The sequence below is a fragment of the Ruegeria sp. BH8 genome, from assembly GCF_056538065.1.
On sequence record NZ_JBQFSP010000001.1, the window covers coordinates 1244003 to 1270041 of the forward strand.

Sequence of the window (26039 nt, forward strand, 5' to 3'; positions counted from 1 at the left end):
CCAACGTGCAAGGGGCAAAGGCTGAATCAACCTGGTTTTGGCAAAAAAGAACGCCCCGAAAACCGGGGCGTTCGTGTTGGCTCGCTGGAAGGCAATTAAAACTTCCAGCGCGCGCCCAGTACCCAGGCTTCGTTGTTTTCGAACGACGTTCCGTCATCGAAATCGTGGTTGCGATACTTCAGATAAACATCGGTATTGATCGCTTCGACCTTCTGCACGACAGCGATACCCCATGCCTTGGTGTCGGACCCGTTGGTCTCGAAATCCGCGCCGTCATAATAGTCGATGCCGACACCTGTCTTACCCCAGGATACCCAGTTCCCCTCGTACGAGACCTTGCCGTACCAGTAATTCGGGTCCGTCTGGCCAGCTCGGTCATCGTCACGCGTGCCGCCGGCAATCGTGAACCCCAGACCGCTGGGCAACAGCACCGAGGCCGAACCGATTGTATCCTTGCGATCTCCTGAATTGTCATCCCGCTCCCGCACCGAATACGCGACAGCTGCCGCAAACTCTACACCGCCTACAAAGGTGTTTTCATAGAACACGCCGACATCGTAGTAGTCATCATCGTCACTGCTGGACAGAATGTTCTGACCATATGCAAAAGCGGCCGAGAATCCGTTAACCGTTGGAGTGTCATACCGGACGCGCCCACGACGTGAGCCATCAAAGTTGCTGGAACTGTCACCAACCGTAATACCGCTCAGCACACCGTTTGTGCCGCGATAGAAAAAGCCAGAGTTCTCATCGTTTGTAAACGAATACAGCGCGGTGCCGACATAGGACAGGTCCACTTCTGCAGCACCATCTGCCGCCATGCTGCCCTGACCTGCCGAGAACTTGCCGTAGCTGCCCTTCAAGGCAAAATCCACAAACCGGATATCGTCGCGGGTCCAGCCGCTAAAGTTTGTACCGTTCTGGTTCCATTCAGTCGAGTTCGGCAAGCCCAACGCCGATTCCAAGCGGAAGGTAAACTCGTTCTGGCCAAATGGCTGCATCAGACGCAGGCCAACCCGGCTGTTCGACAGATCGTTGTCGAGGACTCGGGTCTCGGTATCTTGGCCGTCATCAACCGAAATCAAGGCCGGGTTTAACTGCCCGTAAAGCAGCACATAGCCGCCGCTGTTATTTTCGTATTTCAGCTCTGCGGCTGCCGGAACAGCGACCGTGGCAGTCAGAAAGGCGGCAACCGATATCTTTTTGATATTTGGGGTCATTTCACTCACCATAGTTGGTTCGGGGTTCAGATACTGCCCATTTGTTTACTGAATCCGAGCGTTCCAGTGGTCTGCGCCTTGTCTTACGCAAGAATTGTATTTTAGCAACAGAACATACAAAGAATTTTGCTATTTTATATTATTTTTCATTAACTTACAAGATATAACCCCAGCGCGTACTGGCAGCTTGCAAACGATTAGTGATGCCTGCCTATGCACCTGGCAAATATGCGGTATGCATCTGCGCACATCTTGACAGCGAAAACATGCCATTCTGACAGAGCCTGAGCTGCTTTCTGCCCAAAATAACTAGATATTCAGCTGTTTGAAAACATCGGGCAACTGCTCAGGCAGATCCTCGGCGATCAATCCCGGCCCGAAACGACGCGCGCATTCCACGTGCAGCCACGCTGCTGTCTCAGCCGCCGCCATCGCATCGAATCCCCGCGCCAGTAGCCCGGCGATGTAACCGGCCAACACATCGCCTGACCCGGCGGTTGCAAGCCAAGGGGCTGCGCGATCATAGCACGCGGCATTGATCGAACATCGCCCGTCCGGGGCAGCAACGACTGTATCCGGCCCTTTGAACAACACGATGCATCCCGCGCGCGCCGATGCCTCTCGCGTTGCGTCCACCTTGGAATAGGCGGGGCCTCTGACCGGCGTTTCGCTCAGCTTCTCCGCCAGATCGGGAAACAGCCGTGCAAACTCACCGCCATGCGGGGTCAGAACGCAGCGGTCATGCAGCATTTCAAACAAGTTTCCGGGATCGCCCGCAAATGCCGTCAGCGCATCCGCATCCAGAACCGTCGCACGTTTCGCAATCAGGGAGACCGGCACCAGGTCCCGGGCTCGCTCCAACCCCAGACCAGGGCCAAGACAAAGGGCGTTCATCCGCACGTCCTGCAGTACGTCTGACAGCATTTGAGACCCATCAACGCACTGTAGCATGAGGGCGGTGATCCGGCTCGCAACCTCTGCTAAAGCCAAGGATGGCACCCCCAGCGTCACCAACCCTGCCCCAATCCGCAACGCCCCCCGCGCGGCCAGTCGCGCCGCACCTGTCTTGCCGGGCCCACCCGAAAGGATCAGGGCATGCCCATGGGTGTATTTGTGCTCATTCATACTCTTACCAAGGCAAACCCCAGGCAGATTATCCACAGCCTTCGAAATCTCGTCGCCCCCCGCATCCTGCCTCAACCCGATATCTTTCGTGACAACATGTCCGCAAAAATATGGTCCCTCACTCAGCACGTGGCCAAGCTTTCTCGAATGAAACGAAACCGTAAGTGCTGATCGTGCACAGCGACGTCCATGCTGAGGGAAAAGTACTCCCACGACTTTACCTGAGTCTGCGCAAAGACCTGAAGGAACGTCTATCGCGACCGTGCGTGGAGGAACTATGTGCGTACCTCCATCCTGACGCCGCAACTCCCATGCCGTCTCTGCGTCATCATATGCCCAAAGAACTTCCCATAGCCTCACATCTTCAATCGATCTTGTTAGACCGGTCCCAAACAATGCGTCGATGAGAATATCCGGATAAAAGATTCTGCCCCGTGCGATCTCAGATACATCCTTTGCCGAACCACCCCATCGCTCATAATTCACCCGGGCATCCGGCGGCAACTTTTCGGGATCGCCATACAGGAATACCTCAACCTTCCAGCCCAGTTCCCGCAAAAGCCGCGCCACGACAAACCCGTCACCGCCGTTGTTTCCGGGCCCGCACAATACGACTGCACGCAGCGGATCCTCTTCATCTTTTTCCAAATACTCCGGGGAGCGCGAGGGGCTGGCCCCTCGCCTGTCCAGATCCGGCCATTCCTCGAAGATCGCCTCGACAACACATTGCCCTGCCCGCTCCATCAGTTCCAAACCCGTAACCTCACCGGACCTGATGGCCGCGTGCTCGATGGCTTTCATCTGCGCTGCTGTCAGCAATTCCGTCATATCACACCTTCGCACGATTCAATTTCGATTACTTTTTGTGCAAACCGCCTAAAATTTAGCACAGAGCCTGATTTCAACGGATACCGACCCGACCGATACCGCAATCACGTTGCCGCCCGATCTTAGACGTGATCACTGCGCCTGAGACAACCATTCAAGGTGAGCCGGAATGAAAAAGATCGAAGCGATCATCAAGCCGTTCAAACTGGACGAAGTGAAAGAGGCGTTGCAGGACGTAGGTGTTCAGGGTCTCAGCGTCGTCGAAGTCAAAGGTTTCGGCCGTCAGAAAGGCCATACCGAGCTGTATCGTGGCGCGGAATATGTTGTCGACTTTTTGCCTAAGGTAAAAGTCGAGGTCGTATTGGACGATGACCAGGTTGATGCCGCCATCGAAGCCATCGTGTCGGCTGCCAAGACCGACAAAATCGGCGACGGAAAGATCTTTGTCTCTCCGGTTGAACAAGCCATTCGCATCCGCACCGGCGAGACCGGCTCGGACGCGCTCTAACATACCAATCTTCAAGTCAGAGGAATCAAGAGAATGAGCAAGGACGCAGTTCTTCAGCTGATCAAGGAAGAGGGCGCCGAATATGTCGACGTCCGTTTCACCGACCCCCGCGGCAAGCTGCAGCACGTGACCCTGATGGCCGATCAGGTCGACGAAGACTTCCTGGACGAAGGCTTCATGTTTGATGGTTCGTCCATCGCAGGATGGAAGTCGATCGAAGCTTCGGACATGAAGCTGATGATCGATACCGAAAGTGCATATGTTGATCCGTTCTACGCAGAGAAAACCATTTGCGTGCACTGCTCGGTTGTCGAACCCGATACAGGCGAAGCCTATGAACGTGACCCGCGCGGCACAGCGCAGAAAGCCGAAGCATACCTGAAGGCATCAGGAATCGGTGACGTCGCATATATGGGTCCCGAAGCCGAGTTCTTCCTATTTGACGATGTCCGTTATTCGAACACAATCAACAAGGTATCCTACGAAGTTGATGCAACTGACGCATCATGGAACACCGACACCGAATACGAAATGGGCAATATGGGCCACCGTCCGGGCGTCAAGGGCGGTTACTTCCCTGTGAACCCGATCGACGAAGCGCAGGATCTGCGGTCTGAAATGCTATCGACCATGAAGCGTCTGGGCATGAAGGTCGACAAACACCACCACGAAGTAGCGTCTTGCCAGCACGAGCTGGGCCTGATCTTCGACAGCCTGACCAAGCAGGCGGACGAGCTGCAAAAGTACAAATATGTCATCCACAACGTGGCTCATGCCTACGGCAAGTCGGCGACCTTCATGCCGAAGCCTATCGCAGGTGACAACGGCACCGGCATGCACGTGAACATGTCGATCTGGAAGGACGGCAAGCCGCTGTTCGCAGGCGACAAATACGCAGATCTTTCGGACGAAGCGCTGTACTTCATCGGCGGCATCCTGAAGCACGCCAAGACACTGAACGCCTTCACCAACCCGGCAACCAACAGCTACAAGCGTCTGATCCCCGGTTTCGAAGCACCAGTTCTGCGCGCCTACTCGGCCCGCAACCGTTCGGGTTGTGTTCGTATTCCGTGGACCGAAAGCCCTAAAGCAAAACGTGTCGAGGCTCGTTTCCCCGATCCGGCTGCAAACCCCTACCTGGCGTTTGCCGCTCTGTTGATGGCCGGCCTTGACGGCATCAAAAACAAGATCGATCCGGGCGAAGCCATGGACAAGAACCTGTACGATCTGCCTGCCGAGGAACTGGCCGGTATCCCGACTGTCTGCGGCAGCTTGCGTGAAGCTCTGGAAGCGCTGGCATCGGATCACGACTTCCTGCTGCAAGGTGACGTGTTCACCAAGGACCAGATCGACGGCTACATCGCCCTGAAGATGGAAGAGGTCGAAACCTACGAGCACACACCACACCCGGTTGAATACGGCATGTATTACAGCTGCTAAGCAACCACGGCATGGATTTGCAGGGGCGCTCAAACGGGCGCCCCTGTTTCATTTGCGCCGGTCTGTCGCTGTTCAGCCTTTTCGGGCGCCATGGCGCAGAATTCACACGTTTTACCTTCGCCTTGCTATGTGCCCGATGCTGAGGATCTGAAATCCTTCAAAGGCACTCCGCAGACCAATCAACAGGCATTTGCAGGAGCGGTTGGAGCCACTCCAACGAACTGCTTTGCCCAATTCAAAGCTCAAGGTAGGCTGGCCACAGATTTCAACACCATCGGATAATAATTATGTTTCGTCTTTACGTGTTAATCGCCCTGCTTGTGTCTTCGCCCCTTCTGGCCGCGCCTTGTGGGAATACCAGCGCGGGGTTCGAGGCCTGGAAGGCCGATTTCGCCCAGCAGGCCCGCAAGGCTGGTGTGAAAAAGAAGGGCCTTCAGGCGCTTGCCCAGGCGCAATACGCCACGGGCACAATCGCGGCGGATCGCAATCAGAAAAGCTTCAAATACACGCTGGACAAATTCATGCGTGTCAGAGGCGCTGATGCAATCGTCGCGCAGGGGCGCAAGCGCAAGGCAACCAATCCGGGTTTCTACGCTGCGCTTGAACGGCAATACGGTGTTCCGGCGGGCGTTCTGATCGCCATTCACGGCATGGAAACCGGCTTTGGCAATTTTATGGGAGACAGTCAGGTTGTTTCCGCAATCACGACACTGGCCTATGATTGTCGCCGGTCCGAGTTCTTTGTTCCGCACGCAATCGGGGCACTGAAACTGGTCGATGCAGGAAGCATTACCGTGGCGACAAAAGGGGCAAAACATGGCGAGTTGGGTCACACTCAGTTCCTGCCGGGCAACGCCCTGACCTATGGCGTCGATGCCACTGGCGACCGTCGGGTGGACTTCTATGACATGACCGACGCGCTTGCCTCGACCGCCAATTTTCTTCGCAAGAAAGGGTGGAAGCCAGGGCGTGGCTATCAGCCAGGGGAGCGGAATTTTCAAGTGCTGAAACAGTGGAACGCGGCCTCTGTTTATCAGCAATCCATAGCAATCATGGCCGCCCGAATCGACCAATAGCCCGGTCGCACCAAAAACACACTCCGCACCCGCTTTCGCCACATTTCCGCCACAGTGACAAACAAAAGCCTTTAGTTTCTTGGTTTCCAATGCGTAACCAATGCCGGGGTAAAATCACCTTTTTTGCATTTTCCGCCAAATTCTCCTCACGAATGGTTGTTACAGTGTTTGCTGAACAGTACGCAAAAAAGGACAGTGCAGTGGCTCGGAAGCACAGCTACCATGGCGGCCTGCAATTCAATGGCGACGCAAATGGCGCGATCGAGCGTTTTGGCACAATCGTTGCCACGACGCTGGAAGATTACGGCCATCTGGTCGAACGCAAGGCGTTGCTGAGCAATTCCGAAGCAAGCATTGTTTCAAGTCAGTACCTTGTGCGACTGACCCTGGACACAGGCACCCCCGAGCAGGAAGACCGGTACGAGCGTATGGATCGCGCCGCGGGGCTAAAAACGATAACAAAACCCCGCGCCGCAAATCCGCAAAACAGGTTGGTTCTTTCGATCACGCCGGTTTCCCCCCTGCTGGATGACTCCGAGATTTCGGAACTGATGATGGTCGTCATTCTGTATCGCATGGTCGATATTTGTTCGACCCGGCGCGTTGAATGGCTGTCGCCACACACGGTTCTGACGGTCGAGCAGTTCATGAGCGCCTTTGACACTCTGGCCCCCAGCCGAACACGCGACAGAAAACAAATTTTTCAGTCGCTGACCGGGCAATTCTCGGGGGTGAATGTGCCCGAGAACGATGACACCATAAGTGTTCTTCATGCTTCGACGTCCCGCCCGATCCAACTGACAGATGAACAATTGCTCAGCATCGCGTTTCGCAGTGAAGATACAAACAGGCCAGGACAGGAAACATTGGATGACGAAGATGGGGTCGTAAAGCCAAGCGACGTTTTGCGTCTCAGCAGTTGGTGCATGACGGGTGTACTGGCAGGCGTTTCGACCCCGATTGCCCTGTCAATGGCTGCCGTCAATCTGATCCGGGGTGAGGATTTTCGCCTCAACACACAGGTACTTGTCTTTACTTTCGCGATAGTTGCGCTGAATGCAACGAATGCGTTTGCCGATGTTGCGGCCGCCTTGGGCCGATAAGAGAATTACAGAAGACCCTCCTTGGATGCCCCGCCTTCAGGCGGGGTTTTCCATTTTGGGAACCGAGTTCGCGGCCAGAACATAAGTGTGGATCGAAAAAACGACCGCATCCGTTTTCGGCAAGCGCAGCAGGGTTTGCCGCTCACTTCGCAGGTAGGACGATTGACGTCGATCTGTGACTGAACGCCTGTCATTTGCGCTTCGGGGCTGAAACAGTTCGGGGTCTTCATACCAAAGCGCGTTAAAGCGCCAGAGCGGACGACCGGGCTGTATCCCGTCGAACAGGCGCTGCACCCGCTTGGCGATATTTTCGTCGTAACTTGCGACCGGCACATGAATGTCGATCAGCGGCCGCATAAATTTCTCGGACAAAAGCCAACTGGCCGGGAAACACAGGATTGCGCCGGTCAAAACATGTTCTGTTCCACGCTTTTGCAGGATGCAAAAATCCTCCTGTACCAGCCTGCACAATGTATCAAGCGGCTGGGTCCGGTCGACCGCGACCGTTACACCATCGGGTCTGACGACTTCTTCAGCTGCTTTGGGATAGACCTGCGACAGCACAAGGTCGAGCAGTTCCCGAGCGGCGGGTTCAGCCTGCGGATCAAGCGCCAGAACGTCTTCGCGGCGTTCCGTCAGCAGCTTCTGCCGGCGTTGCATCTGACCGACAAAAGCCTCGTCCCGATGCAACCAGTTTTCCATCGTTGCAGGCTGGATACCCGGTAAAGCACGTAGGTCGCCGACATCATACGGTATTTTATCTTGCAGAATTTTATTCATACCAGCGACTTAGCATGGGTCGAAATATTTGTCGGTCGAAAACGACAGGATCGCCGTCGCATTTCTCCAAGACGATCCACATGGGCACCTTAGGTTTGACTGAACAAGCAACGAGGTCCGTCATGAACAAGCATTACCGAGACACGCGCAAGATTGACCCCAGCCGAGGCGCTACGCTGGGTGATGGCACGCCAAACGAAAATGACCGGATCGAGATCGGACCGACACAGCTGGCTTTTGACGAATGGGCTGCTGCGGGGCTGGAACTGCCCAATCTTGCCCGGATGCGGGAACACCGCTGGAAACGACTGACGCAGGCCATCGTTGATCGCGGATATGGTGGCTTGCTGGTTTTTGACCCGCTGAACATCCGCTACGCAACCGACAGCACGAACATGCAGTTGTGGAATACGCATAACCCGTTTCGCGCGGTGCTGTTATGTGCCAATGGCTATATGGTGATCTGGGACTACAAGAACTCACCTTTCCTCAGCACGTTCAATCCGCTGGTGCGCGAGCAGCGGTCAGGCGCGGACCTGTTTTACTTCGACCGTGGCGACAAGGTGGATATTGCGGCAGATGTTTTCTCGAACGAGGTGCGCGTACTGATCGATGCGCATGGCGGCGGCAACAAACGTTTGGCTGTCGACAAGATCATGCTGCATGGTCTGCGCGCGCTTGAGGCGCAGGGCTTTGAGGTCATGGAAGGTGAAGAGCTGACCGAAAAGACCCGTGCCGTGAAGGGACCGGATGAGATTCTGGCCATGCGCTGTGCCAATCACGCCTGCGAAACCGCTGTGGCGGAGATGGAGCGCTTTGCACGCGCGAATGTCGGCAATGGAAAGACAACCGAGGATGATATTTGGGCTGTTCTGCACGCGGAAAACATCCGGCGCGGTGGCGAATGGATTGAAACCCGCCTGCTGGCATCAGGCCAACGCACGAATCCCTGGTTCCAGGAATGCGGGCCCCGCATCACGCAGCAAAACGAAATCATCGCCTTCGACACCGACCTGATCGGGTCATACGGGATATGCATCGATATCTCGCGCACTTGGTGGATTGGCGACCAAAAACCCCGCCCTGACATGATCTATGCCATGCAGCACGCGCATGAACATATCATGACCAACATGCAGATGCTGAAGCCCGGCGTAATGATCCCGGAACTTACCGCCATGTCGCACAGGCTTGATGACAAGTTTCAGGCGCAGAAATACGGCTGCCTGATGCACGGAGTGGGATTGTGTGATGAATGGCCGCTGGTTGCGTATCCGGACAAAGCCGTCGAAGGCGCATATGACTATCCGCTGGAGCCCGGCATGGTGCTGTGCGTCGAAGCCTGCGTTGGCGAAGTCGGTGGCGATTTCAGCATCAAGCTTGAGGATCAGGTTCTCATTACCGAAACCGGGTATGAGAACCTGTCCAGATATCCCTTTGACCCCCAATTGATGGGAATCGAATAAGGCCGGGCCCTCAATTCGACCAATGGGACCGGCGGACATTTCCATGCCAATCTTCCGTGGCAAGGCTGACCTGAACCTGTGAACCACCTTGGGGCGCGGGCCAGGATTGGCCAATCGCGAACCCGGCAACGCCGGCCAAAACTATAGCCAGGATCATACGTGAACGCAGGTCGGGTATCCGGGGTGCAATATCTGCATGTGACATCTGTGTCTCCTGTTTCAGCTTTCAGGAACCACAAATGGGATGTGGAGAGACATAAGTGAAACGAATGTTTGTTTGAACCATCATCAAATTTTTTGATATTAAAAGAAGGTAAGAGCTCTGCCGCCATGCGGCCCGAAGGCGGCAGGGATCTTGCGCAGTCTGTGAAACACCCATTCGTTCTCACCTTCCCGTTACGCGTGTGACTTAAGGGTTGTGACCCAAGGGGCAAATACACAGTATTGGGCGTGTTCCCCCGTACCATTCAAGGAGCCGACATGCCCACGGAACGCATCACTTTTGCCGGACATGACGGCAGCCAATTGGCGGCGCGACTGGATTTGCCGGACGGACCGGTGCTGGCTACGGCCCTGTTCGCCCACTGCTTTACCTGCTCCAAGGATATCCCGGCCGCCCGGCGCATTTCTGCCCGACTGGCTGCCATGGGCATTGCGGTGCTGCGGTTCGATTTCACCGGACTGGGCCATTCCGAAGGCGAGTTTGCCAATACGACCTTCACTTCGAATGTCGAGGATCTGATTTCAGCCGCGCAATATCTGGCTGGTCGAAAAATGGCACCTGCCCTGCTGATCGGCCACTCGCTTGGGGGCGCGGCGGTGTTGCGGGCGCGGGCTGGTATTCCGACTGTAAAAGCCGTCGTGACATTGGGTGCACCGGCTGACCCCGCCCATGTGTCGCATCACTTTGAGGCGGCGCTGCCTCAGATCGAAGAGGATGGCAGTGCCGAGGTCTCTTTGGGTGGTCGCCCCTTCCGCATAGGTAAAGCTTTTGTGGACGACATTGCCAAATCGGCCCTGTCATCTGCAATCGCCGACCTCAAAGCCGCCCTGTTGATCCTTCATGCCCCACGCGACGAAACGGTCAGCATCGACAATGCGAGCGCGATCTTTCTGGCCGCGAAACACCCCAAAAGCTTTGTAACTCTCGACGACGCCGATCATCTGATCACGCGCGCCTCTGACGCCGAATATGCAGCGGATGTTATTGCCGCTTGGGTTTCACGCTATGTGAAACTGTGCCCACCCGCTCCGCCACCGGGAGCGCCAGAGGGCGTTGTGCGCATAACCGAAGCAGATCCGGGCGGGTTCATGCAGGATATTCAGGCGGGTCCAAACCACCATCTGGTCGCGGATGAGCCCGCATCTTACGGCGGTACGGACAAGGGCATGTCGCCTTATGGCTTTGTCTCGGCCGGTTTGGGGGCCTGCACATCGATGACAATACGCATGTACGCCCGGCGCAAAGGCTGGCCCCTGACAAATGTCAGCGTCGATGTGTGTCATGACAAGGTTCACGCACAGGATGCCGGATTGGTGAATGATGGCAAGGTGGACCAGTTTCGCCGGAAAATCCGCCTGAGCGGCCCGCTGGATCAGGAGCAAAGGCAACGTTTGCTTGAGATTGCGGACAAGTGCCCGGTTCACCGGACGCTCGAAGGCTCGGCCCACATAACGACCGAGCTTCTTTCATAAGAAAGGCCGCCTGACAGGCGGCCTTTTGTTCCTTAGCGTCGCGGGCTCGGTCGATGAATGGGCGGGCGGGCAACCGGCGGGCGCGCGGCAGGTGGGCGCGCGACAGGTGGGCGCGGGCGCGCGGGAGGTTTGGCAACAGGCGGTTTCGGACGCTCGGGGCGCACTGGTCGATCAGGTCGGTTGGGACGATCAACGTCAATATCCACATTAACGTCATGGTAGTAGTCGTTCCACAGCATCGAGTCGTAAAACGGGTCATACCCGTACCCGACCCCAACCGTCACACCGTCACAGGCCGACAGCGTCAAAGTCGCGATCCCAAACCCTAGCGTAAGGGACATCCGTTTGATCAGTCTAACGCTCATCGCTCCCTCCCTCACTGAAGTGCCCGGAACGACGCGAAAACGGCGTTCAGATCATCTGCATAAATCGGGTCTGCCCCGTCCCGCAGAATAGCAACTGCGATGGCAACCCGGCCTTGCGGAAGGTCAATGACGGTGGCGGTAAAGCTTACTCCCTTGCCGTCCCGGTGCCCGGTGCCCCGAAACACGCGGGCTGGCAATCCGCCGATACGGGTATCGCTGGTGCTGGTCGTCGTAGGGTCTTTGACCAGAAACTTGTCGATATCCTGCAAGTACCGGACGCCGCCCTGAATTGTTCCAACCCCCGCAGGTGATACGAAACCCATCCACACCGCGTCGTCTGTCACCGGCCGGAACCCCATGACCCGCGCGACCGCACGGGCGTCGCCCAGTTCGGTATCCTCAATCTCGCGCGGGCCGCCGGTACGAAGGACCCAGAAGTCTGGAACGTCAAACCGAAAGAGCGCTTGGCCTTCATCGGTGTATGTCACGGGTGTGTCAGCCAGTGCTGGTGCAGCTGCGCCGACCCAAAACACACCACAGAGGGCAAGTACAGAACATGATAAAAAACGCATATCTCAATAACCTGGTTATTTCCTTCCGATCAGATTGAACTGTTGCAGCGCTGTTTGTCCAGCATCGCTTGGCAGCAAGGGCAGGACAGGCATCCACCCCAACTGGCGGCATGATCCGGTGAGACCTAGTTGCAGGCGCAAAACCTGCCTTGTTGCGGAACCCTGCCCGTCAATACCGTACCAAATCCTTTGCAGGACAGTTTTCCGAACCCGTCTGCTGCTGAAAAGCCCGAACAAACGGCAAGAATCAGGGCAAACCGTCTCATATACGCTCTCGCATCTTGTTCCCTACCCCGCACGCGGTTAAACCCCGCGCCAACGCCTCATCCAATCTGCAAAAAAGGTGCCGTCGCCTATGATTCCCCGTTATTCCCGCCCCGACATGGTTGCCATCTGGTCGCCCGAGACCAAGTTCCGCATCTGGTACGAGATCGAGGCGCACGCGTGCGATGCCATGGCGGATCTGGGCGTGATCCCGCGTGAAAATGCCGAAGCTGTCTGGAAAGCCAAGGATGTGGAATTCGATGTCGCCCGCATCGACGAGATCGAAGCCGTCACCAAGCATGACGTCATCGCCTTCCTGACCCATCTTGCAGAGCATGTCGGCAGTGAAGAGGCGCGTTTTGTGCATCAGGGCATGACCAGCTCGGACGTGCTGGACACTTGTTTCAACGTACAGCTGACCCGCGCCGCCGACATCCTGATTGCCGACCTTGAAGGGCTTCTGGCTGCGCTCAAGCGCCGCGCGATGGAACATAAGAACACGGTTCGTATTGGACGCAGCCACGGCATCCACGCCGAACCGACAACCATGGGTCTGACCTTTGCCCGCTTCTACGCCGAGATGGACCGCAACCTGTCCCGGATGCGCGATGCACGTGCGGAAATCGCCACCGGAGCGATCAGCGGCGCGGTTGGTACCTTTGCCAATATCGACCCGCAAGTCGAGGAACATGTCTGTGACAAGCTGGGTCTGGTGCCTGAGCCGATCAGCACGCAGGTCATTCCGCGTGACCGCCACGCGGCCTTTTTTGCAACGCTGGGCGTCATCGCAAGCAGCATCGAAAACATTGCCATCGAAATCCGCCACATGCAGCGGACCGAGGTACTGGAGGGGGCTGAGTTCTTCTCGATGGGCCAGAAAGGCTCCTCGGCGATGCCGCACAAGAAAAACCCGGTGCTGACTGAGAACCTGACCGGTCTGGCGCGCATGGTCCGCGCAGCCGTAATACCGGCAATGGAGAATGTCGCGCTCTGGCACGAACGCGACATCTCGCATTCATCTGTCGAGCGCATGATCGGTCCGGATGCCACAATCACGCTGGATTTTGCCTTGGCCCGCCTGACAGGTGTGGTCGACAAAATGCTGATCTTCCCGGAAAACATGCTGGAAAACATGAACAAGTTCCCCGGGCTGGTCATGAGCCAGCGGGTTCTGCTGGCCCTGACCCAGGCAGGTGTCAGCCGTGAGGACGCCTATGCCATGGTACAGCGCAACGCGTTGAAGGTTTGGGAACACCGCACCGACTTCAAGGAGGAACTGTTGGCGGATGCTGATGTAACTGCCGCACTCAGCCCTGCGCAGATCGAAGAGAAATTCGACCTCGGGTATCACACCAAGCATGTCGATACGATCTTTGCGCGCGTGTTTGGCGACTAACGGTTATCTTTTCAGTCTGTTAGCCGGGGGTGTTCTGCCACGTGCATTGTACCCCCTTGTTTTTTGCCAGACCAACGGAAATGCGGTATCCTGCATGTGCTTTTTCCATACGAGGGAAACATCATGATCCGAACACTCCTAAGCGCATTGGCACTGGTTCTTGTGGCCTCGGCCGGGCTTGCCTGCGAACAACATTCCAAACAGACCCAATCCTGCGCACCCGGGACAACGTGGGATACTGAAACAAAAAGCTGCGCGAAATCTGTCAACAGCTGACAATTTTTGTCCAGTTCGTGAATAAAAGCGACCGTTCCCCTGTTAGCTTTTTTGTAGATCACACTATGATTTCAATAAGAGCCCCGAGAACGGAGTAAAGAAATGCGCCTTTTGTTAGCTTCTGCCCTTGCTTTGCAAGCCTTTGCCTTCGCGCCAGCTGTCCATGCCGCAGGTGGTGACAGCAGCAGCCCGCCGAAACCGACGAATACAACCAAGAAATGCCTGTTCGGCCGTGTATATGACGAAACCCGTGGAAAATGCGTCAAACCCGACAAGTCAAGCCTGACAGATGATCAGCTGTATGATGCGGTCCGCGAACTGGCGTATGACGGGCAATACGGGCACGCTCAAGACATTCTGCGCATCATGGATCAGGACGACGATCGTGTCCTGACCTATTGGGGTTTCACCTATCGCAAGATGGGCGAGCTGGAACTGGCAAATGTCTTTTATCAAAACGCGATCAATGCCAACCCAGACAATCTTTTGGCGCGCAGCTACATGGCGCAGGGGTTTGTGTCCGAAGGCCGAACCGATCTGGCGATCGAGCAATGGCGCGAAATAAAGTCCCGTGGCGGAGAAGGCACCTGGGCCGAGGCATCGTTGCGCGAAGCGATCCGAACGGGCCTGACATACAGCTATTAAGGTTCAGGGTTATTTAACCCGACTCTCTCTAATCTGCCTGTGGTTTGAAAACTTTAGCTCCACAGGCAGATGCAGAACACCAACGCATTAATTCAAACGGTTCAAGGGGCTTCGGCCCCATTTTCCGCAGGAGGTGGCGACAGCCCGCGCCTTGTTCCCCGATCTTTGACCAGCCGTCAAAAGGCGGCTGTTGTCGTGCGCCTGTTGTTGAACGACGGCGCCGATCTTCCGCTGGAGGAGCTTCCCGATGACCTGCAAGAGAAACTGACACATCAATTGGGGGAAATGGGCCTTGTAGACCGGGCGACTCTGGGTGCTGTGGCGCAGGAATTCAGCGAAGCCCTGGACAATGTCGGTCTGGCCTTTCCACATGGTCTTGCCGGGGCCTTGGATGCCGTCAGTGGAAAAATCACACCCGCGACAGCCGCGCGTTTGCGCAAAGTTGCCGGAGTTCGTCAGATCGGTGATCCCTGGCAAAGGTTGCGCGACATTCCAGCCCAGGACCTTGCGGCCATGGCACAGGCGGAAAGCACTGAAGTGGCCGCTGTGATGCTTTCAAAAATGGATACGGCACAGGCGGCGCAGATGCTGGGCCACATGCCGGGTCCGGTGGCACGGCGGATCACCTACGCAATCTCGAAAACAGCAAATGTCACGCCCGAAGCGGTTGAGCGGATCGGCTGGTCACTGGCTGCTCAGCTGGATCAGCGGCCTGTTCAGGCCTTCAATGACGGTCCAGGCGCGCGGGTGGGTGCAATTCTGAACCAGTCTGCGTCCGCCACACGTGACGACCTGCTGAACGCGCTGGATGAGGACGACGCCGATTTTGCCGATCTGGTGCGCCGCTCGATCTTTACCTTCGCCCATATCTCCAGCCGGATTTCGCCCCGTGATGTTCCAGCCATATTGAGGGAAGTCGATCAGCCTGTTCTGGTCGCGGCCCTTGCTGGTGCCGCCGCGGATGATGACAAGGCATCTGTCGAGTTTCTGCTGTCGAATATCTCCTCCCGCATGGCAGAAAACCTGCGCGAGGAAATCGCGGAACGCGGGCGGGTCAAGCAATCTGAGGCCGAAGATGCCATGACCCAGATCGTTGGGGCGGTTCGTACCTTGTCTGACGCCGGAACAATTACGCTGATTGAAAAGGAAGACGACGAAAACACGGGTTGAGGCAGGAACAGGCGCACCCGCCAGATCGTTAGGGCAGCCATTTCGCCAGGGTGCTTGAGGTTACGGGTACCGGGTTGTATGTCTGAGGCAACATTTCGCAACACGCGGTGAGACACCTCCATGCCCGTCGAAAAGTCGGAGCTCAGCCGGTTTGAGCTTGGAAAATACTATGTCGCCAATCTGTTCCTGCAGGGAATCATCGGCGCTATGCGCCAGCTTCCTTATGAAAAGCGCATAGCAACCATGGGTGCAATCATGAAAACCCTTGCACCCGTCGTTGGATTTCGCACCCGTGTCCGCCGGAATCTAAAGCTCACCTGCCCTGAATTGTCTGACGCCGAGATCACAAAGATCTATCGTGACGTGTCGGATAATGCCGGTCGGGCAATTATGGAGCATTTTTCACCCGAAGGTTTCATCGAACGTCAGGTGAACGCCAAGATATCCGGGCCGGGTATTGCTGCGTTTGATGCAGCGATTGCCGAAGGGCGCCCGGTGATGATGATCACTGCGCATTTCGGTCACTATCTGGCCGCTCGTGTTGCCCTGCAGAAACACAGCGGCAAGCCGATTGGATGCCTCTACCGGCGGATGGCCAATCCCTATTTCAACGACGCTTATGTCGAGGCTTTTTACAAAACCGGCGCACCGATGTTTGAACAGGGGCGGCGCGGTATGGTCGAAATGGTCCGGTCACTCAAGAACGGTGGAATCATTGCCATCGTGTCCGACCTGCATGCGCTGGGGGGCGAAGAGCTGACATTCTTTGGCAAGCCTGCCGTGACATCCGTGCTGAACGCAGAGCTGGCCATCAAGTACAAGGCCGTACTGATACCGTGCTATGCCGTGCGCCAGCCTAATGGCATCGACTTTGAAATCATCCTGCATGATCCCGTTCCGCACACGGACCCAAAGACGATGACTCAGTTCACCAATGACGATCTGGAACAGATCGTGCGGCAGCATATGGGACAGTGGTTCTGGATCCATCGACGTTGGAAAAGCTGGAACGGGCTTGGCGTTCAACCGGACGACATGCCCTGATCACTTGGCCCAAGACGCGGCAACTATTGGCCCGTGACCGGCCCTTTGCACAAGCACGACGGCTGGCAAGCCTGGTTCAAGCTGCGCCGAGTATGTCTGCGGCGTTTGCCCATCCCACCGGCCCGCAATCTGCCAGGTCTCGACAACATTGGCATAATCCAATTCCCGCCCTGCTAGTTCACCACGGCGGATCGAGGCATGGCGCAGAGGCGAATACTGAACGATACGCACGTCATAGGTCTCACCTTCGGGCAGTTCCACAGGCGTCACACTCACGGTCACTTCGTCAGCGTCTCGGATTGCTGTAACCGCTGCTTCGGGGGCGGCCTTTAGATGCGCATCAATCAGACGGTCGAGCTCCTGAGCCTGAGCGCCGACAATATCGTGCTGACCATTAATGATCATCTGGGGCGTATAGATCATGGATTTTCCGTTTTCGCGGGCATAGGCCCGTTGCCGGAGCGTGTGATCAGGATCGGCATATTCGTCCTTCCAGCCGATGTAATCCCAATAGTCGACATGCAGCGCCAGCCCGATGACATCGTCGCGTTTCGCCAGCTCATGCATGATCCGATCTGCCGGCGGGCAAGACGAACACCCCTGTGAGGTGAACAGCTCAACCACCACAGGATCCCCACCGGCCATGGGCTGGGTGGCGAACAGGCAGGATATTAAGACGGTCAAAGCAGCGGGTCTGAACATCAAAACTCTCGGATAAAGCGGGTGTTCTCTGGGATAGCCGTTTTGCCGCTCAACCGCTAATCAACGTTTCTTGAGGGCGGTGTCTGCAATTCTCCGCCTAAATGTGTGCAATGGTATACAAAATCGCAAATCCAGTGTCATTGAACCTTGAACCAGCGGCTTGGGTGATGCAGATAACATTCAGCGATGCCCGAAATCCAAGTCATTTGAGAAGGGAGGCCACCCGATGCCCATTAAAGTCGGACAGGATACCGCCAAGACACGCCGCAGCCTGAACGTGAATGGCAAATCCATTTCCTACTATTCGATCCCCGCCGCGCAGCAGGCCGGTTTGGGTGATTTTTCCAACCTTCCTGCCGCGCTGAAAGTCGTGCTGGAAAACATGCTCCGATTTGAAGACAGCGGCTTTTCGGTCTCGGTCGATGACATCAAAGCATTTGCCGAATGGGGTGCCAATGGCGGCAAGAACCCGCGCGAGATTGCGTACCGCCCTGCCCGCGTGCTGATGCAGGACTTTACCGGTGTTCCTGCGGTGGTCGATCTGGCCGCCATGCGCGACGGGATCAAAGGCCTGGGCGGTGACGCACAGAAGATCAACCCGCTGAACCCGGTCGATCTGGTTATCGACCACTCGGTCATGATCGACGAGTTCGGTAACCCGCGTGCGTTCCAGATGAACGTCGACCGCGAATACGAGCGCAACATGGAACGCTATCAGTTCCTGAAATGGGGTCAGAACGCGTTCAACAATTTCCGCGTTGTGCCTCCCGGCACCGGTATCTGTCATCAGGTGAACCTGGAATATCTGGCACAGACTGTCTGGACTGACACCGATCAGAACGGCGAAGAAGTTGCCTATCCCGACACACTGGTTGGCACCGACAGCCACACCACCATGGTCAACGGCATGGCCGTTCTGGGGTGGGGCGTTGGCGGGATCGAGGCCGAAGCCGCAATGCTGGGTCAGCCGATCTCGATGCTGATCCCTGAGGTGATCGGTTTTGAGTTAACCGGCTCGATGGTCGAAGGCACCACCGGTACAGACCTTGTTCTGAAAGTTGTCGAAATGCTGCGTGCCAAGGGCGTGGTGGGCAAATTCGTCGAATTCTATGGCGAGGGGCTGGACCGCCTGCCGCTGGCTGACCGTGCAACCATCGCCAATATGGCGCCGGAATACGGAGCGACATGCGGCTTCTTCCCGATCGACGGAGAAACCCTGCGCTACATGCGCAACACCGGCCGCGACGAAGACCGCATCGCGCTGGTCGAAGCCTATGCCAAGGAAAACGGGTTCTGGAGAGGCCCGGATTATGCGCCGATCTACACTGACACTCTGTCACTGGACATGGGCACAATCGTTCCTGCAATTTCAGGCCCGAAACGCCCGCAGGACTACGTCGCGCTGACCGACGCCAAGGCCGCTTTCACCAAGGAAATGGAAGAGACCTTCAAGCGCCCCATGGGCAAGGAAGTCGCCGTCAAGGGCGAAGACTACACCATGGAGTCGGGCAAGGTTGTAATTGCTTCGATCACCTCCTGCACCAACACGTCGAACCCTTACGTGATGATCGGTGCAGGCCTTGTGGCTCGCAAAGCCGCAGCTCTGGGTCTGAACCGCAAACCTTGGGTCAAAACCTCGCTGGCACCCGGTTCGCAGGTTGTATCTGCTTATCTTGAGGCCGCTGGACTGCAAGAAGATCTGGACAAGGTCGGTTTCAACCTTGTTGGGTACGGCTGCACCACCTGCATCGGCAACTCGGGCCCGATCCAGAAAGAAATCTCGGAAGCCATTGCCGAGGGCGATCTGGTCGCCACGTCGGTTCTGTCCGGCAACCGGAACTTCGAAGGCCGTATCTCACCGGATGTCCGCGCCAACTACCTGGCTTCGCCGCCGTTGGTTGTTGTCTATGCACTGGCAGGTACACTCGACATCGATCTGACGTCCGAGCCCATCGGTCAGGACAAGGATGGCAACGACGTCTTCATGAAGGACATCTGGCCAACCCAAAGCGAAATCGCGGAACTGGTCGAAGCAACCGTAACCCGCGAAGCGTTCCAGTCGAAATATGCGGATGTCTTCAAAGGGGATGAGAAATGGCAAAGCGTCGAGGTTCCGCAACAGGAAACCTATGACTGGCCGCCAACGTCGACCTACATCCAGAACCCGCCCTATTTCCAGGGTATGGGGGCGGAACCGGGCACGATCTCGAACATCGAAGGCGCCAAGGTTCTGGCCATTCTGGGCGACATGGTGACCACCGACCACATCTCACCTGCGGGATCATTCGCAACCACGACGCCGGCTGGCAAATATCTGACCGACCGTCAGGTTCAGCCACGTGAATTCAACTCATACGGCTCGCGACGGGGCAATCACGAAGTCATGATGCGCGGTACCTTTGCCAATATCCGCATCAAGAACGAGATGTTGGACGGAGTTGAAGGCGGATATACCAAAGGTCCGGATGGTGAACAGACTTCGATCTACGATGCCTCGATGGCCTATCAGGCCAATGGCACTCCGCTAGTCGTGTTTGGTGGCGAACAATACGGCGCAGGCTCAAGCCGCGACTGGGCGGCCAAGGGCACCGCACTGCTGGGCGTCAAAGCCGTGATTGCAGAAAGCTTTGAGCGAATCCACCGGTCCAATTTGGTCGGCATGGGCGTGATCCCGTTCGAATTCACCGGTGGAGATACCCGCAAAACCCTGGGTCTGAAGGGGGACGAAACCGTCTCGATCCATGGGCTGGATACGGTCGAGCCGCTGCAGGTCGTGCCCTGCACCATCACCTATGCAGACGGGGCTGAGACAACCATCCAGTTGAAATGCCGGATCGATACCGCGCCTGAGATCGAATACATCGAAAACGGCGGTGTGCTGCATTACGTGCTGAGGAATCTGGCGAAGGCCAACTAAGCCTGACCAGTCTGGACAAATGACAAGGGCGCCTGCGGGGCGCTCTTTCCTTTTCTGTATTTCAGTATCCCGTTCACGCATTTTTAAGTGGATTCCTTGACCCTGCTACAAAAACCGGAGACGCGTATGCAGGAAGTCGTCATTGTCAAATCCACGCCCCTGCCGGGGAAATTCGCGGCGCTTGCCAAACTGATCGGGGATCTGGTTGCCGAAACCCGAAAATTCCCCGGATGTCGTGCCGCTTATCTTCTGCTCTCGCCCGCAAACAACGAACAAGTCGTTGTTCACATCTGGGAAAACCCCGACGCGCTTGAAGCCTACCTGAACTGGCGTGCCGACAAAGGCGATTTTCTGCGAATCAACGAGTTTCTTGAGGTCGAGCAGGATTTCCAAACCTACCAGCTCGCCTGAACCAGAGGTTGAAAGGCCCTACTCAGCCGCTTTCTCAAGCGCAGGCCGGATGGTGCTTTCGATGACACGTTGCGTGATCGGGCCTGCAAAGCGCAGAATGATCGTTCCATCACCGTCGATCACGTAGGTCTCGGGAACACCGTACAAACCCCAATCAATTGCCATGCGGCCCTGTTCGTCGCGGCCCATGGCGACGTAAGGATCGCCAAGATCAGCCAGAAAAGCCTCGGCACTGCTCAGCTTGTCTTTGTAGTTGATGCCATAAACAGGGATGCCTTCAGCTGCCAGCGCTTCGAGATTGGGGTGCTCGACGCGGCATGGGGCGCACCAGCTGGCCCAATAGTTGACCAGCTTGACCTCTCCGTCCCACAGCGTTTCGTCGTCGAAAAGGGTCTTTCCCGGAAACTCGGTTAGAACCACGGGCGGCGCCGGTTGGCCTTCGCGGGCCGAGGGCAAAGCGTTGGGATCTTCGCGAAACATGCCGATGCCTGCGAGAACCGCGAATGCGCCAAATATCAGAGGTGGCGCAATCATCAGGGGCGAGATTTTAGCCATTGCGCGACATCCTCTGTTCGACCTTTTCCATTTCCGCACGCACCTTGCGCCCGCGCATCACGCTGAACGCAACCAGTACCACGATAAGGGCAATGGAAACGGCATAAGACGACAAAACAGCGTCTGCATATTTTCCAAGATCGGGGATCATCCGCCCACCCTTTCCCGTGCCTGTAACGCCTTGATACGACGGGCGCGAATTTCCGTTCCGGTGCGGTACAACACCAAGGCGATGAACAGCAGAACAAATCCGATGATGCAGGCCAGCAGGGGGTAGAAAAAGACGTTGCTGACTTTCTCTTCCGTATCCGCCCCGGTAACGGCCCCGGCCCGCATGACCGATGCGCCCTGATGCAGGCCCTGATTCCAGAAATTCACCGCATACCGGCTGAGGATCGCAAAGACCGACCCAACAAGACACAGAACCGAGGTCAGATCAGCTGCGGTATCAGGGTCCTCAATAGCTTCCCACAAGGCGACATAGCCAAGGTAGAACAGAAACAGGATCAGAAACGATGTCAGGCGCGGATCCCAGGCCCACCATGTGCCCCACATGGGCTGTCCCCAGATGGCCCCGGTCAGCAGCGCAATCAGGGTCATTACAATCCCGATCGGTGCAGCAGCCCGTGCCGCAAGCGCGCTGACATGGTGGCGACGCACCAGCCAGACCAATGAGGTGGCCAGCATCATCAGCCAGCAATTGATCGCCATCAGGGCCGCCGGAACATGCAAATAGATGATCTTGACCGTCGACCCCTGCTTGTAGTCGTCCGGTGTAAAGAAAAAGCCCCAGGTCAGACCGACAACGATGCAGAGGATCGAGACGATCCAGAAAAACGGCAGGACCCGTTCGCTGGTTTCAAGAAACTTGCGCGGGTTGGCATATTCCCAGAGGGCGTTGGCTTTGGCTGCGATTGACATGGGCCCTATCTAGTCCGAGTTGGGGTGGTTCTCAATTGACATCCATCAAACTTGTCGCGGTTCACCGCAGATTGATACGTAGCACGGCAGCGCTGGCAAAGGGCAACAATGCGATGGTTGCCGCCGTGATCCCGGCCAGCATCAGCAGTGGCGTCTGCACCTCCATCCCTGTTGCTCCACGCCGGGCAACTTCGGCCCCGAAAATCAGGGTGGGGACGTAAAGCGGCAACACCAGAAGCGACAGCAATAGCCCGCCACGTTTCAGACCAACGGTGAGCGCAGCACCAAATGTCCCGATGACGCTCATGGCCGGGGTACCGATCAGGAGCGAGATCACCAGCCAGAAAAACCCCGGTAGCGGCAGGTTCAGCAAGACACCCAGAAACGGCGCGGCCAGAACCAGCGGCAGACCAGTGGTCAGCCAGTGGGCCAGCGCCTTGACTGTGACAACCGATTCAAGCGGCAGCGGTGCCGTGGCCAGCAGGTCGAGCGAGCCGTCTTCCCAGTCCAGTGCCAGCAGGCGGTCAAGCGACAGAAGGCAGGCCAGCAAGGCCCCCAGCCAGAGCACACCGGGCGCAATCGTGGACAGCAGCGAGGATTGCGGCCCCACGGCAAATGGCACCATCACAGTCACGATCAGGAAAAAGGCCAGACCCAGCCCAAACCCGCCGCCTGCGCGGAAAGCCAGTTTCAGGTCGCGCAGCAACAGGGCGATCACAGGAAACCTCCGTCGAAATCGTCGATGGGTTTGGGTTTGGCCTTGTTAGGACCGACGTCCAGAACCTCGCCATCAAGGCCAAGGTCGATATGGGTCGCGATCAGGGCTGACCCGCCCTGCCCCAGATGTGCCCCCACCGCATCGGCAAACATTTGCACCGCGTTCCTGTCCAGCGAGACGGTCGGTTCGTCCAGCATCCAGATTGGCCGCCCTGTGACCAGCATCCGCGCCAGCCCCAACCGCCGTTTCTGGCCCGCCGACAGATTGCCGGCGTGACGGTCGGCGAGTTCGTTCAACTCAAAAGCGTCCAGCGCCGGCTGGATGTCATATGTACCAAAGACCGCTGCCCAGAATGTCAGGTTTTCAGTCACCGACAATGTCGGTTTGAGCCCGTCCGAATGGGACGCGTAGGCGATCCGGTCCTCGGCCCCTTCGATCTTGCCTTCCAGCGGAGGCTGCAAGCCAGCCAACGTGCGCAGAAGCGTCGTTTTGCCGATCCCGTTTGGGCCCCGCAGGATCAGAGCCTTGCCCGGCGACAGCTGAAAGCTGAGGCCCTCAAGGACGGGAACACCGCCACGTGTGATCGACAGATCTGTTACAGTCAAAGTCATGAGACCCGCTTAGCGGATTGTCCGCAGGGGCAAAAGGCGAGATTTGCCGCAGGATGCCAGCGCACCACAGCTGGCACATGTCGGAGTGAGGGGCCAGCCCCTCACACTCCCCGGGATATTTTTGGCCAGATGAAGAGAATCCCGTCAGACAGGGATCAGGGCAAGTGCGATGCGGCGACCTTCGGCGAGCAGCACATTGTAGGTGCGGCAGGCGGCGGGGGAGTTCATGATTTCAACACCAAGTCCGACATTTTCCAACTCAACCCGTAGCGATTGGGGGATGTGGGCCATGTCTGCGCCCGTGCCGATAAGCAGGACGTCGATCCTGCCCGCCAGGTCCAGAAGGGGGTGTCGGTCGTCATAGCCGCCCCACTCTGCCGGGCCTGCCGGGCCTGTCAGGACAGCGCCGTGGAAGACATCGCCGCCAATTCGAAAAAAACCGGGGCCATAACCGTCTATGGGTTTGGCATCTGTAAAAGTAATCTGATTCAGACGCATGATGTCCCTTCTTCAATCCAGAAGCGGCAGTCCGGAAATGACCGCAATCAGGATGACCGAATAGGCCGCGAGGCGGTAGATCCGTTCCAGTTTCGGGTCGAACAATGCTTTGCCGATAAGCGTAGTGATCAGATAAGGCACACACAGCAGCAGGACAATCCATAGGATCGACAAATCTGCGGCACCGCTGATGAGGATGTTGAAAACGATGACAACGTCGAGCAATGCCAGAAAAATGATGGTGTTGGCACGAATCTTGCGCACATCTGTGGAACTGGCCAGATAGAACACGATGACAACCGGGCCGGTCAGCCCGGTCATGCCGCCGACAACGCCTGCGCTACCGCCGATGGCGAGACGTCCGGGCAGTCCCAGTTTACCCTCCCACCGCCAGCCAGTAACCACGGCCAGCAGGGTCAGACCGGTAATGCCGCAAACAACCCAGCGCAGCGCAACCGAGTCCACCTGCACCATGATCCACAGCCCCAGCGGCACGGTTATCGTTGCGGCAAAGCCCAGAGTGCTGATTTCGACCTTGTCACAATCCCGCCACGCCTGCGGAGCCAAGGCAAAGGTTGATGCAATACCGGTGGCGGCCATCAGAAAGACCACTTCTGCAATAGGCAGGAACTGGGTCGCCACCGGCACAAAGATCATCGCGGTGCCAAAACCTGTGAAGCCGCGGACAAGTCCCGCGGCTCCGATGGTAAGGATCAGCCAAGTGAGGCCCGGCAGGGCCAAGGCCTGTTGTAGAGCCTCAGGCATCAATATTGGCAAACTGGTTGCCCGCCGTATTCGACGGTTTGGACCAGTCGCGCTTGACCCCCAGCCACAGCAGGATGGTTGAGGCCACGAAGACCGACGAATAGGTCCCGACAACGACACCCCAGATCATCGCGAAGACAAATCCGCGGATGACGTCCCCACCCAGCAGATAAAGCGAGATCAGCGCCAGTAAAGTTGTGACCGAGGTCATCACCGTTCGGCTCAGGGTTTCGTTGATCGATACGTTCAGAACCTCTTTCAGGTCCTTCTTTTTGTATTTCCGCAGATTCTCGCGCACCCGGTCGAAGACGACAACCGTGTCGTTCAGCGAATAGCCGACGATGGTCAGCAGCGCCGCGATGATCGCCAGATCGAAGCGGATTTGCAGTTCCGAGAAGATGCCGATGGTCAGGATCACATCGTGCACCAATGCGGCAACTGCCCCCAGTGCAAACTGCCATTCAAAGCGCAGCCAAATGTAGACAAGAACGGCGCCGATGGCCAAGACAACCGCGATAACAGCAGTCTGGATCAGCTCGCCCGACACTTTTGGGCCAACGGATTCGACGCTTTCAAAGGGCAGTTTTAGTCCGGGGTCTGCGGCAGCCAGCGCTTCGCCGACCTGGGTGATCACATCTGCGGTGACCGCTTCGGCGTCTTCCTGAGCCTGAATACGGATCATCGCGACATTTTCATCGGGACCGAAGCTTGGATCAAAAATCTCGGTGATGGTGACGTCACCCAGTTGCAGCGGAGACAAAGCATCGCGGTATACACCCACGTCGATTGCATGATTGCTTTGGGTCCGGATCGTGGTTCCACCGCGGAAATCGATGCCGAAGTTCAGCCCCTGCAGCAGAAATGAGGTGAACGCAATCACCATCATCAGGCCGGAGATTCCAAGCCAGATTTTCCAACGACTGAAGAAGTCGAACGAGGTGTTCTGCGGTACGAGTTTCAGTCTCATG

Annotated in this window: 27 protein-coding genes; 12 read left to right on the forward strand and 15 right to left on the reverse strand. The window is 56.9% G+C overall.

Annotated elements, in window-relative coordinates; all coding sequences use genetic code 11:
• Nucleotides 1-95 precede the first annotated feature (95 nt).
• Complete coding sequence (locus ACR0AD_RS06180) at nucleotides 96-1220, reverse strand: porin (protein ID WP_480480378.1); 1125 nt, start codon at nucleotides 1218-1220, stop codon at nucleotides 96-98.
• 309 nt (nucleotides 1221-1529) lie between these two features.
• Complete coding sequence (locus tag ACR0AD_RS06185) at nucleotides 1530-3173, reverse strand: NAD(P)H-hydrate dehydratase (protein ID WP_480480376.1); 1644 nt, start codon at nucleotides 3171-3173, stop codon at nucleotides 1530-1532.
• Between the two features lie 169 nt (nucleotides 3174-3342).
• On the opposite strand from ACR0AD_RS06185, the gene ACR0AD_RS06190 reads away from it, so the two are divergent.
• The 4 genes from ACR0AD_RS06190 (at nucleotide 3343) to ACR0AD_RS06205 (ending at nucleotide 7300) form a co-directional block, all read left to right on the forward strand.
• Nucleotides 3343-3681 carry a P-II family nitrogen regulator gene (locus ACR0AD_RS06190; RefSeq protein WP_209503542.1) on the forward strand — a complete coding sequence of 113 codons (339 nt, stop codon included), beginning with the start codon at nucleotides 3343-3345 and terminating at the stop codon, nucleotides 3679-3681.
• Nucleotides 3682-3714: 33 nt separating this feature from the next.
• Entirely contained in the window at nucleotides 3715-5121 is a 1407-nt protein-coding gene (gene glnA, locus ACR0AD_RS06195; RefSeq protein WP_209503540.1) for a type I glutamate--ammonia ligase, read from the forward strand.
• 287 nt (nucleotides 5122-5408) lie between these two features.
• Entirely contained in the window at nucleotides 5409-6197 is a 789-nt protein-coding gene (locus ACR0AD_RS06200; protein ID WP_480485269.1) for a lytic murein transglycosylase, read from the forward strand.
• A 200-nt stretch (nucleotides 6198-6397) separates the two neighbouring features.
• Entirely contained in the window at nucleotides 6398-7300 is a 903-nt protein-coding gene (locus tag ACR0AD_RS06205; RefSeq protein ID WP_480485267.1) for a hypothetical protein, read from the forward strand.
• A 36-nt stretch (nucleotides 7301-7336) separates the two neighbouring features.
• Here the strand turns inward: ACR0AD_RS06205 and ACR0AD_RS06210 are convergent, their stop codons facing one another.
• Complete coding sequence (locus tag ACR0AD_RS06210; protein ID WP_480485266.1) at nucleotides 7337-8080, reverse strand: heme-dependent oxidative N-demethylase family protein; 744 nt, start codon at nucleotides 8078-8080, stop codon at nucleotides 7337-7339.
• A gap of 122 nt (nucleotides 8081-8202) precedes the next feature.
• Between ACR0AD_RS06210 and dddP the strand changes: the two genes are divergently transcribed.
• The gene (gene dddP, locus ACR0AD_RS06215) at nucleotides 8203-9546 is read left to right on the forward strand and encodes a dimethylsulfonioproprionate lyase DddP (protein ID WP_480485264.1); all 1344 of its coding nucleotides are present in this window, start codon (nucleotides 8203-8205) and stop codon (nucleotides 9544-9546) included.
• Between the two features lie 10 nt (nucleotides 9547-9556).
• On the opposite strand, the gene ACR0AD_RS06220 is transcribed toward dddP, so the two are convergent.
• Nucleotides 9557-9751, reverse strand: a complete 195-nt coding sequence (locus ACR0AD_RS06220) for a hypothetical protein (protein ID WP_480485263.1) — start codon at nucleotides 9749-9751, stop codon at nucleotides 9557-9559.
• Between the two features lie 275 nt (nucleotides 9752-10026).
• On the opposite strand from ACR0AD_RS06220, the gene ACR0AD_RS06225 reads away from it, so the two are divergent.
• Nucleotides 10027-11241 carry a bifunctional alpha/beta hydrolase/OsmC family protein gene (locus ACR0AD_RS06225; protein WP_480485262.1) on the forward strand — a complete coding sequence of 405 codons (1215 nt, stop codon included), beginning with the start codon at nucleotides 10027-10029 and terminating at the stop codon, nucleotides 11239-11241.
• A gap of 32 nt (nucleotides 11242-11273) precedes the next feature.
• Here ACR0AD_RS06225 and ACR0AD_RS06230 read toward each other — a convergent pair whose 3' ends face one another.
• Nucleotides 11274-11606: a hypothetical protein gene (locus ACR0AD_RS06230; RefSeq protein WP_480485260.1), complete on the reverse strand. Its 333-nt coding sequence runs from the start codon at nucleotides 11604-11606 to the stop codon at nucleotides 11274-11276.
• Between the two features lie 11 nt (nucleotides 11607-11617).
• Nucleotides 11618-12178 (reverse strand): hypothetical protein, encoded by a 561-nt coding sequence (locus tag ACR0AD_RS06235; protein WP_480485258.1) that lies wholly within the window; start codon nucleotides 12176-12178, stop codon nucleotides 11618-11620.
• Nucleotides 12179-12533: 355 nt separating this feature from the next.
• Between ACR0AD_RS06235 and purB the strand changes: the two genes are divergently transcribed.
• From purB to ACR0AD_RS06255, 4 genes are all read left to right on the forward strand, one after another.
• Nucleotides 12534-13838, forward strand: a complete 1305-nt coding sequence (purB, locus tag ACR0AD_RS06240; RefSeq protein WP_480485256.1) for an adenylosuccinate lyase — start codon at nucleotides 12534-12536, stop codon at nucleotides 13836-13838.
• Between the two features lie 378 nt (nucleotides 13839-14216).
• Entirely contained in the window at nucleotides 14217-14759 is a 543-nt protein-coding gene (locus ACR0AD_RS06245; RefSeq protein WP_480480357.1) for a tetratricopeptide repeat protein, read from the forward strand.
• A gap of 69 nt (nucleotides 14760-14828) precedes the next feature.
• Nucleotides 14829-15929, forward strand: a complete 1101-nt coding sequence (locus ACR0AD_RS06250; RefSeq protein ID WP_480485254.1) for a flagellar motor switch protein FliG — start codon at nucleotides 14829-14831, stop codon at nucleotides 15927-15929.
• 120 nt (nucleotides 15930-16049) lie between these two features.
• Entirely contained in the window at nucleotides 16050-16973 is a 924-nt protein-coding gene (locus ACR0AD_RS06255) for a lysophospholipid acyltransferase family protein (protein ID WP_480485253.1), read from the forward strand.
• On the opposite strand, the gene ACR0AD_RS06260 is transcribed toward ACR0AD_RS06255, so the two are convergent.
• Complete coding sequence (locus tag ACR0AD_RS06260; RefSeq protein WP_480485251.1) at nucleotides 16974-17675, reverse strand: DUF1223 domain-containing protein; 702 nt, start codon at nucleotides 17673-17675, stop codon at nucleotides 16974-16976.
• A gap of 226 nt (nucleotides 17676-17901) precedes the next feature.
• Here ACR0AD_RS06260 and acnA point away from each other — a divergent pair, with 226 nt between their 5' ends.
• Nucleotides 17902-20592: an aconitate hydratase AcnA gene (gene acnA / locus ACR0AD_RS06265; RefSeq protein ID WP_480485249.1), complete on the forward strand. Its 2691-nt coding sequence runs from the start codon at nucleotides 17902-17904 to the stop codon at nucleotides 20590-20592.
• Nucleotides 20593-20718: 126 nt separating this feature from the next.
• Nucleotides 20719-21003: a putative quinol monooxygenase gene (locus tag ACR0AD_RS06270; RefSeq protein ID WP_480480348.1), complete on the forward strand. Its 285-nt coding sequence runs from the start codon at nucleotides 20719-20721 to the stop codon at nucleotides 21001-21003.
• An 18-nt stretch (nucleotides 21004-21021) separates the two neighbouring features.
• Here ACR0AD_RS06270 and ACR0AD_RS06275 read toward each other — a convergent pair whose 3' ends face one another.
• The 8 genes from ACR0AD_RS06275 to secF form a co-directional block, all read right to left on the reverse strand.
• Nucleotides 21022-21558, reverse strand: coding sequence for a DsbE family thiol:disulfide interchange protein (locus tag ACR0AD_RS06275; RefSeq protein ID WP_480485247.1), 537 nt, complete (start codon nucleotides 21556-21558; stop codon nucleotides 21022-21024).
• Complete coding sequence (gene ccmD, locus ACR0AD_RS06280) at nucleotides 21551-21709, reverse strand: heme exporter protein CcmD (protein WP_480480344.1); 159 nt, start codon at nucleotides 21707-21709, stop codon at nucleotides 21551-21553. The genes ACR0AD_RS06275 and ccmD overlap by 8 nt, the downstream gene beginning before the upstream one ends.
• The gene (locus ACR0AD_RS06285) at nucleotides 21706-22479 is read right to left on the reverse strand and encodes a heme ABC transporter permease (protein ID WP_267366837.1); all 774 of its coding nucleotides are present in this window, start codon (nucleotides 22477-22479) and stop codon (nucleotides 21706-21708) included. Before ACR0AD_RS06285 ends, ccmD begins: the two co-directional genes overlap by 4 nt.
• 61 nt (nucleotides 22480-22540) lie before the next feature.
• On the reverse strand, nucleotides 22541-23197 hold the full coding sequence (gene ccmB / locus ACR0AD_RS06290) for a heme exporter protein CcmB (RefSeq protein WP_480480342.1): 657 nt from the start codon (nucleotides 23195-23197) through the stop codon (nucleotides 22541-22543).
• Nucleotides 23194-23808 carry a heme ABC exporter ATP-binding protein CcmA gene (gene ccmA / locus ACR0AD_RS06295; protein WP_480480340.1) on the reverse strand — a complete coding sequence of 205 codons (615 nt, stop codon included), beginning with the start codon at nucleotides 23806-23808 and terminating at the stop codon, nucleotides 23194-23196. The genes ccmB and ccmA overlap by 4 nt, the downstream gene beginning before the upstream one ends.
• 144 nt (nucleotides 23809-23952) lie before the next feature.
• The gene (locus tag ACR0AD_RS06300; RefSeq protein ID WP_480480338.1) at nucleotides 23953-24306 is read right to left on the reverse strand and encodes an Mth938-like domain-containing protein; all 354 of its coding nucleotides are present in this window, start codon (nucleotides 24304-24306) and stop codon (nucleotides 23953-23955) included.
• Nucleotides 24307-24318: 12 nt separating this feature from the next.
• Nucleotides 24319-25071, reverse strand: coding sequence for a sulfite exporter TauE/SafE family protein (locus ACR0AD_RS06305; RefSeq protein WP_480480336.1), 753 nt, complete (start codon nucleotides 25069-25071; stop codon nucleotides 24319-24321).
• Nucleotides 25064-26038 (reverse strand): protein translocase subunit SecF, encoded by a 975-nt coding sequence (gene secF, locus ACR0AD_RS06310; RefSeq protein ID WP_480485245.1) that lies wholly within the window; start codon nucleotides 26036-26038, stop codon nucleotides 25064-25066. Before secF ends, ACR0AD_RS06305 begins: the two co-directional genes overlap by 8 nt.
• Nucleotide 26039: the final 1 nt, after the last annotated feature.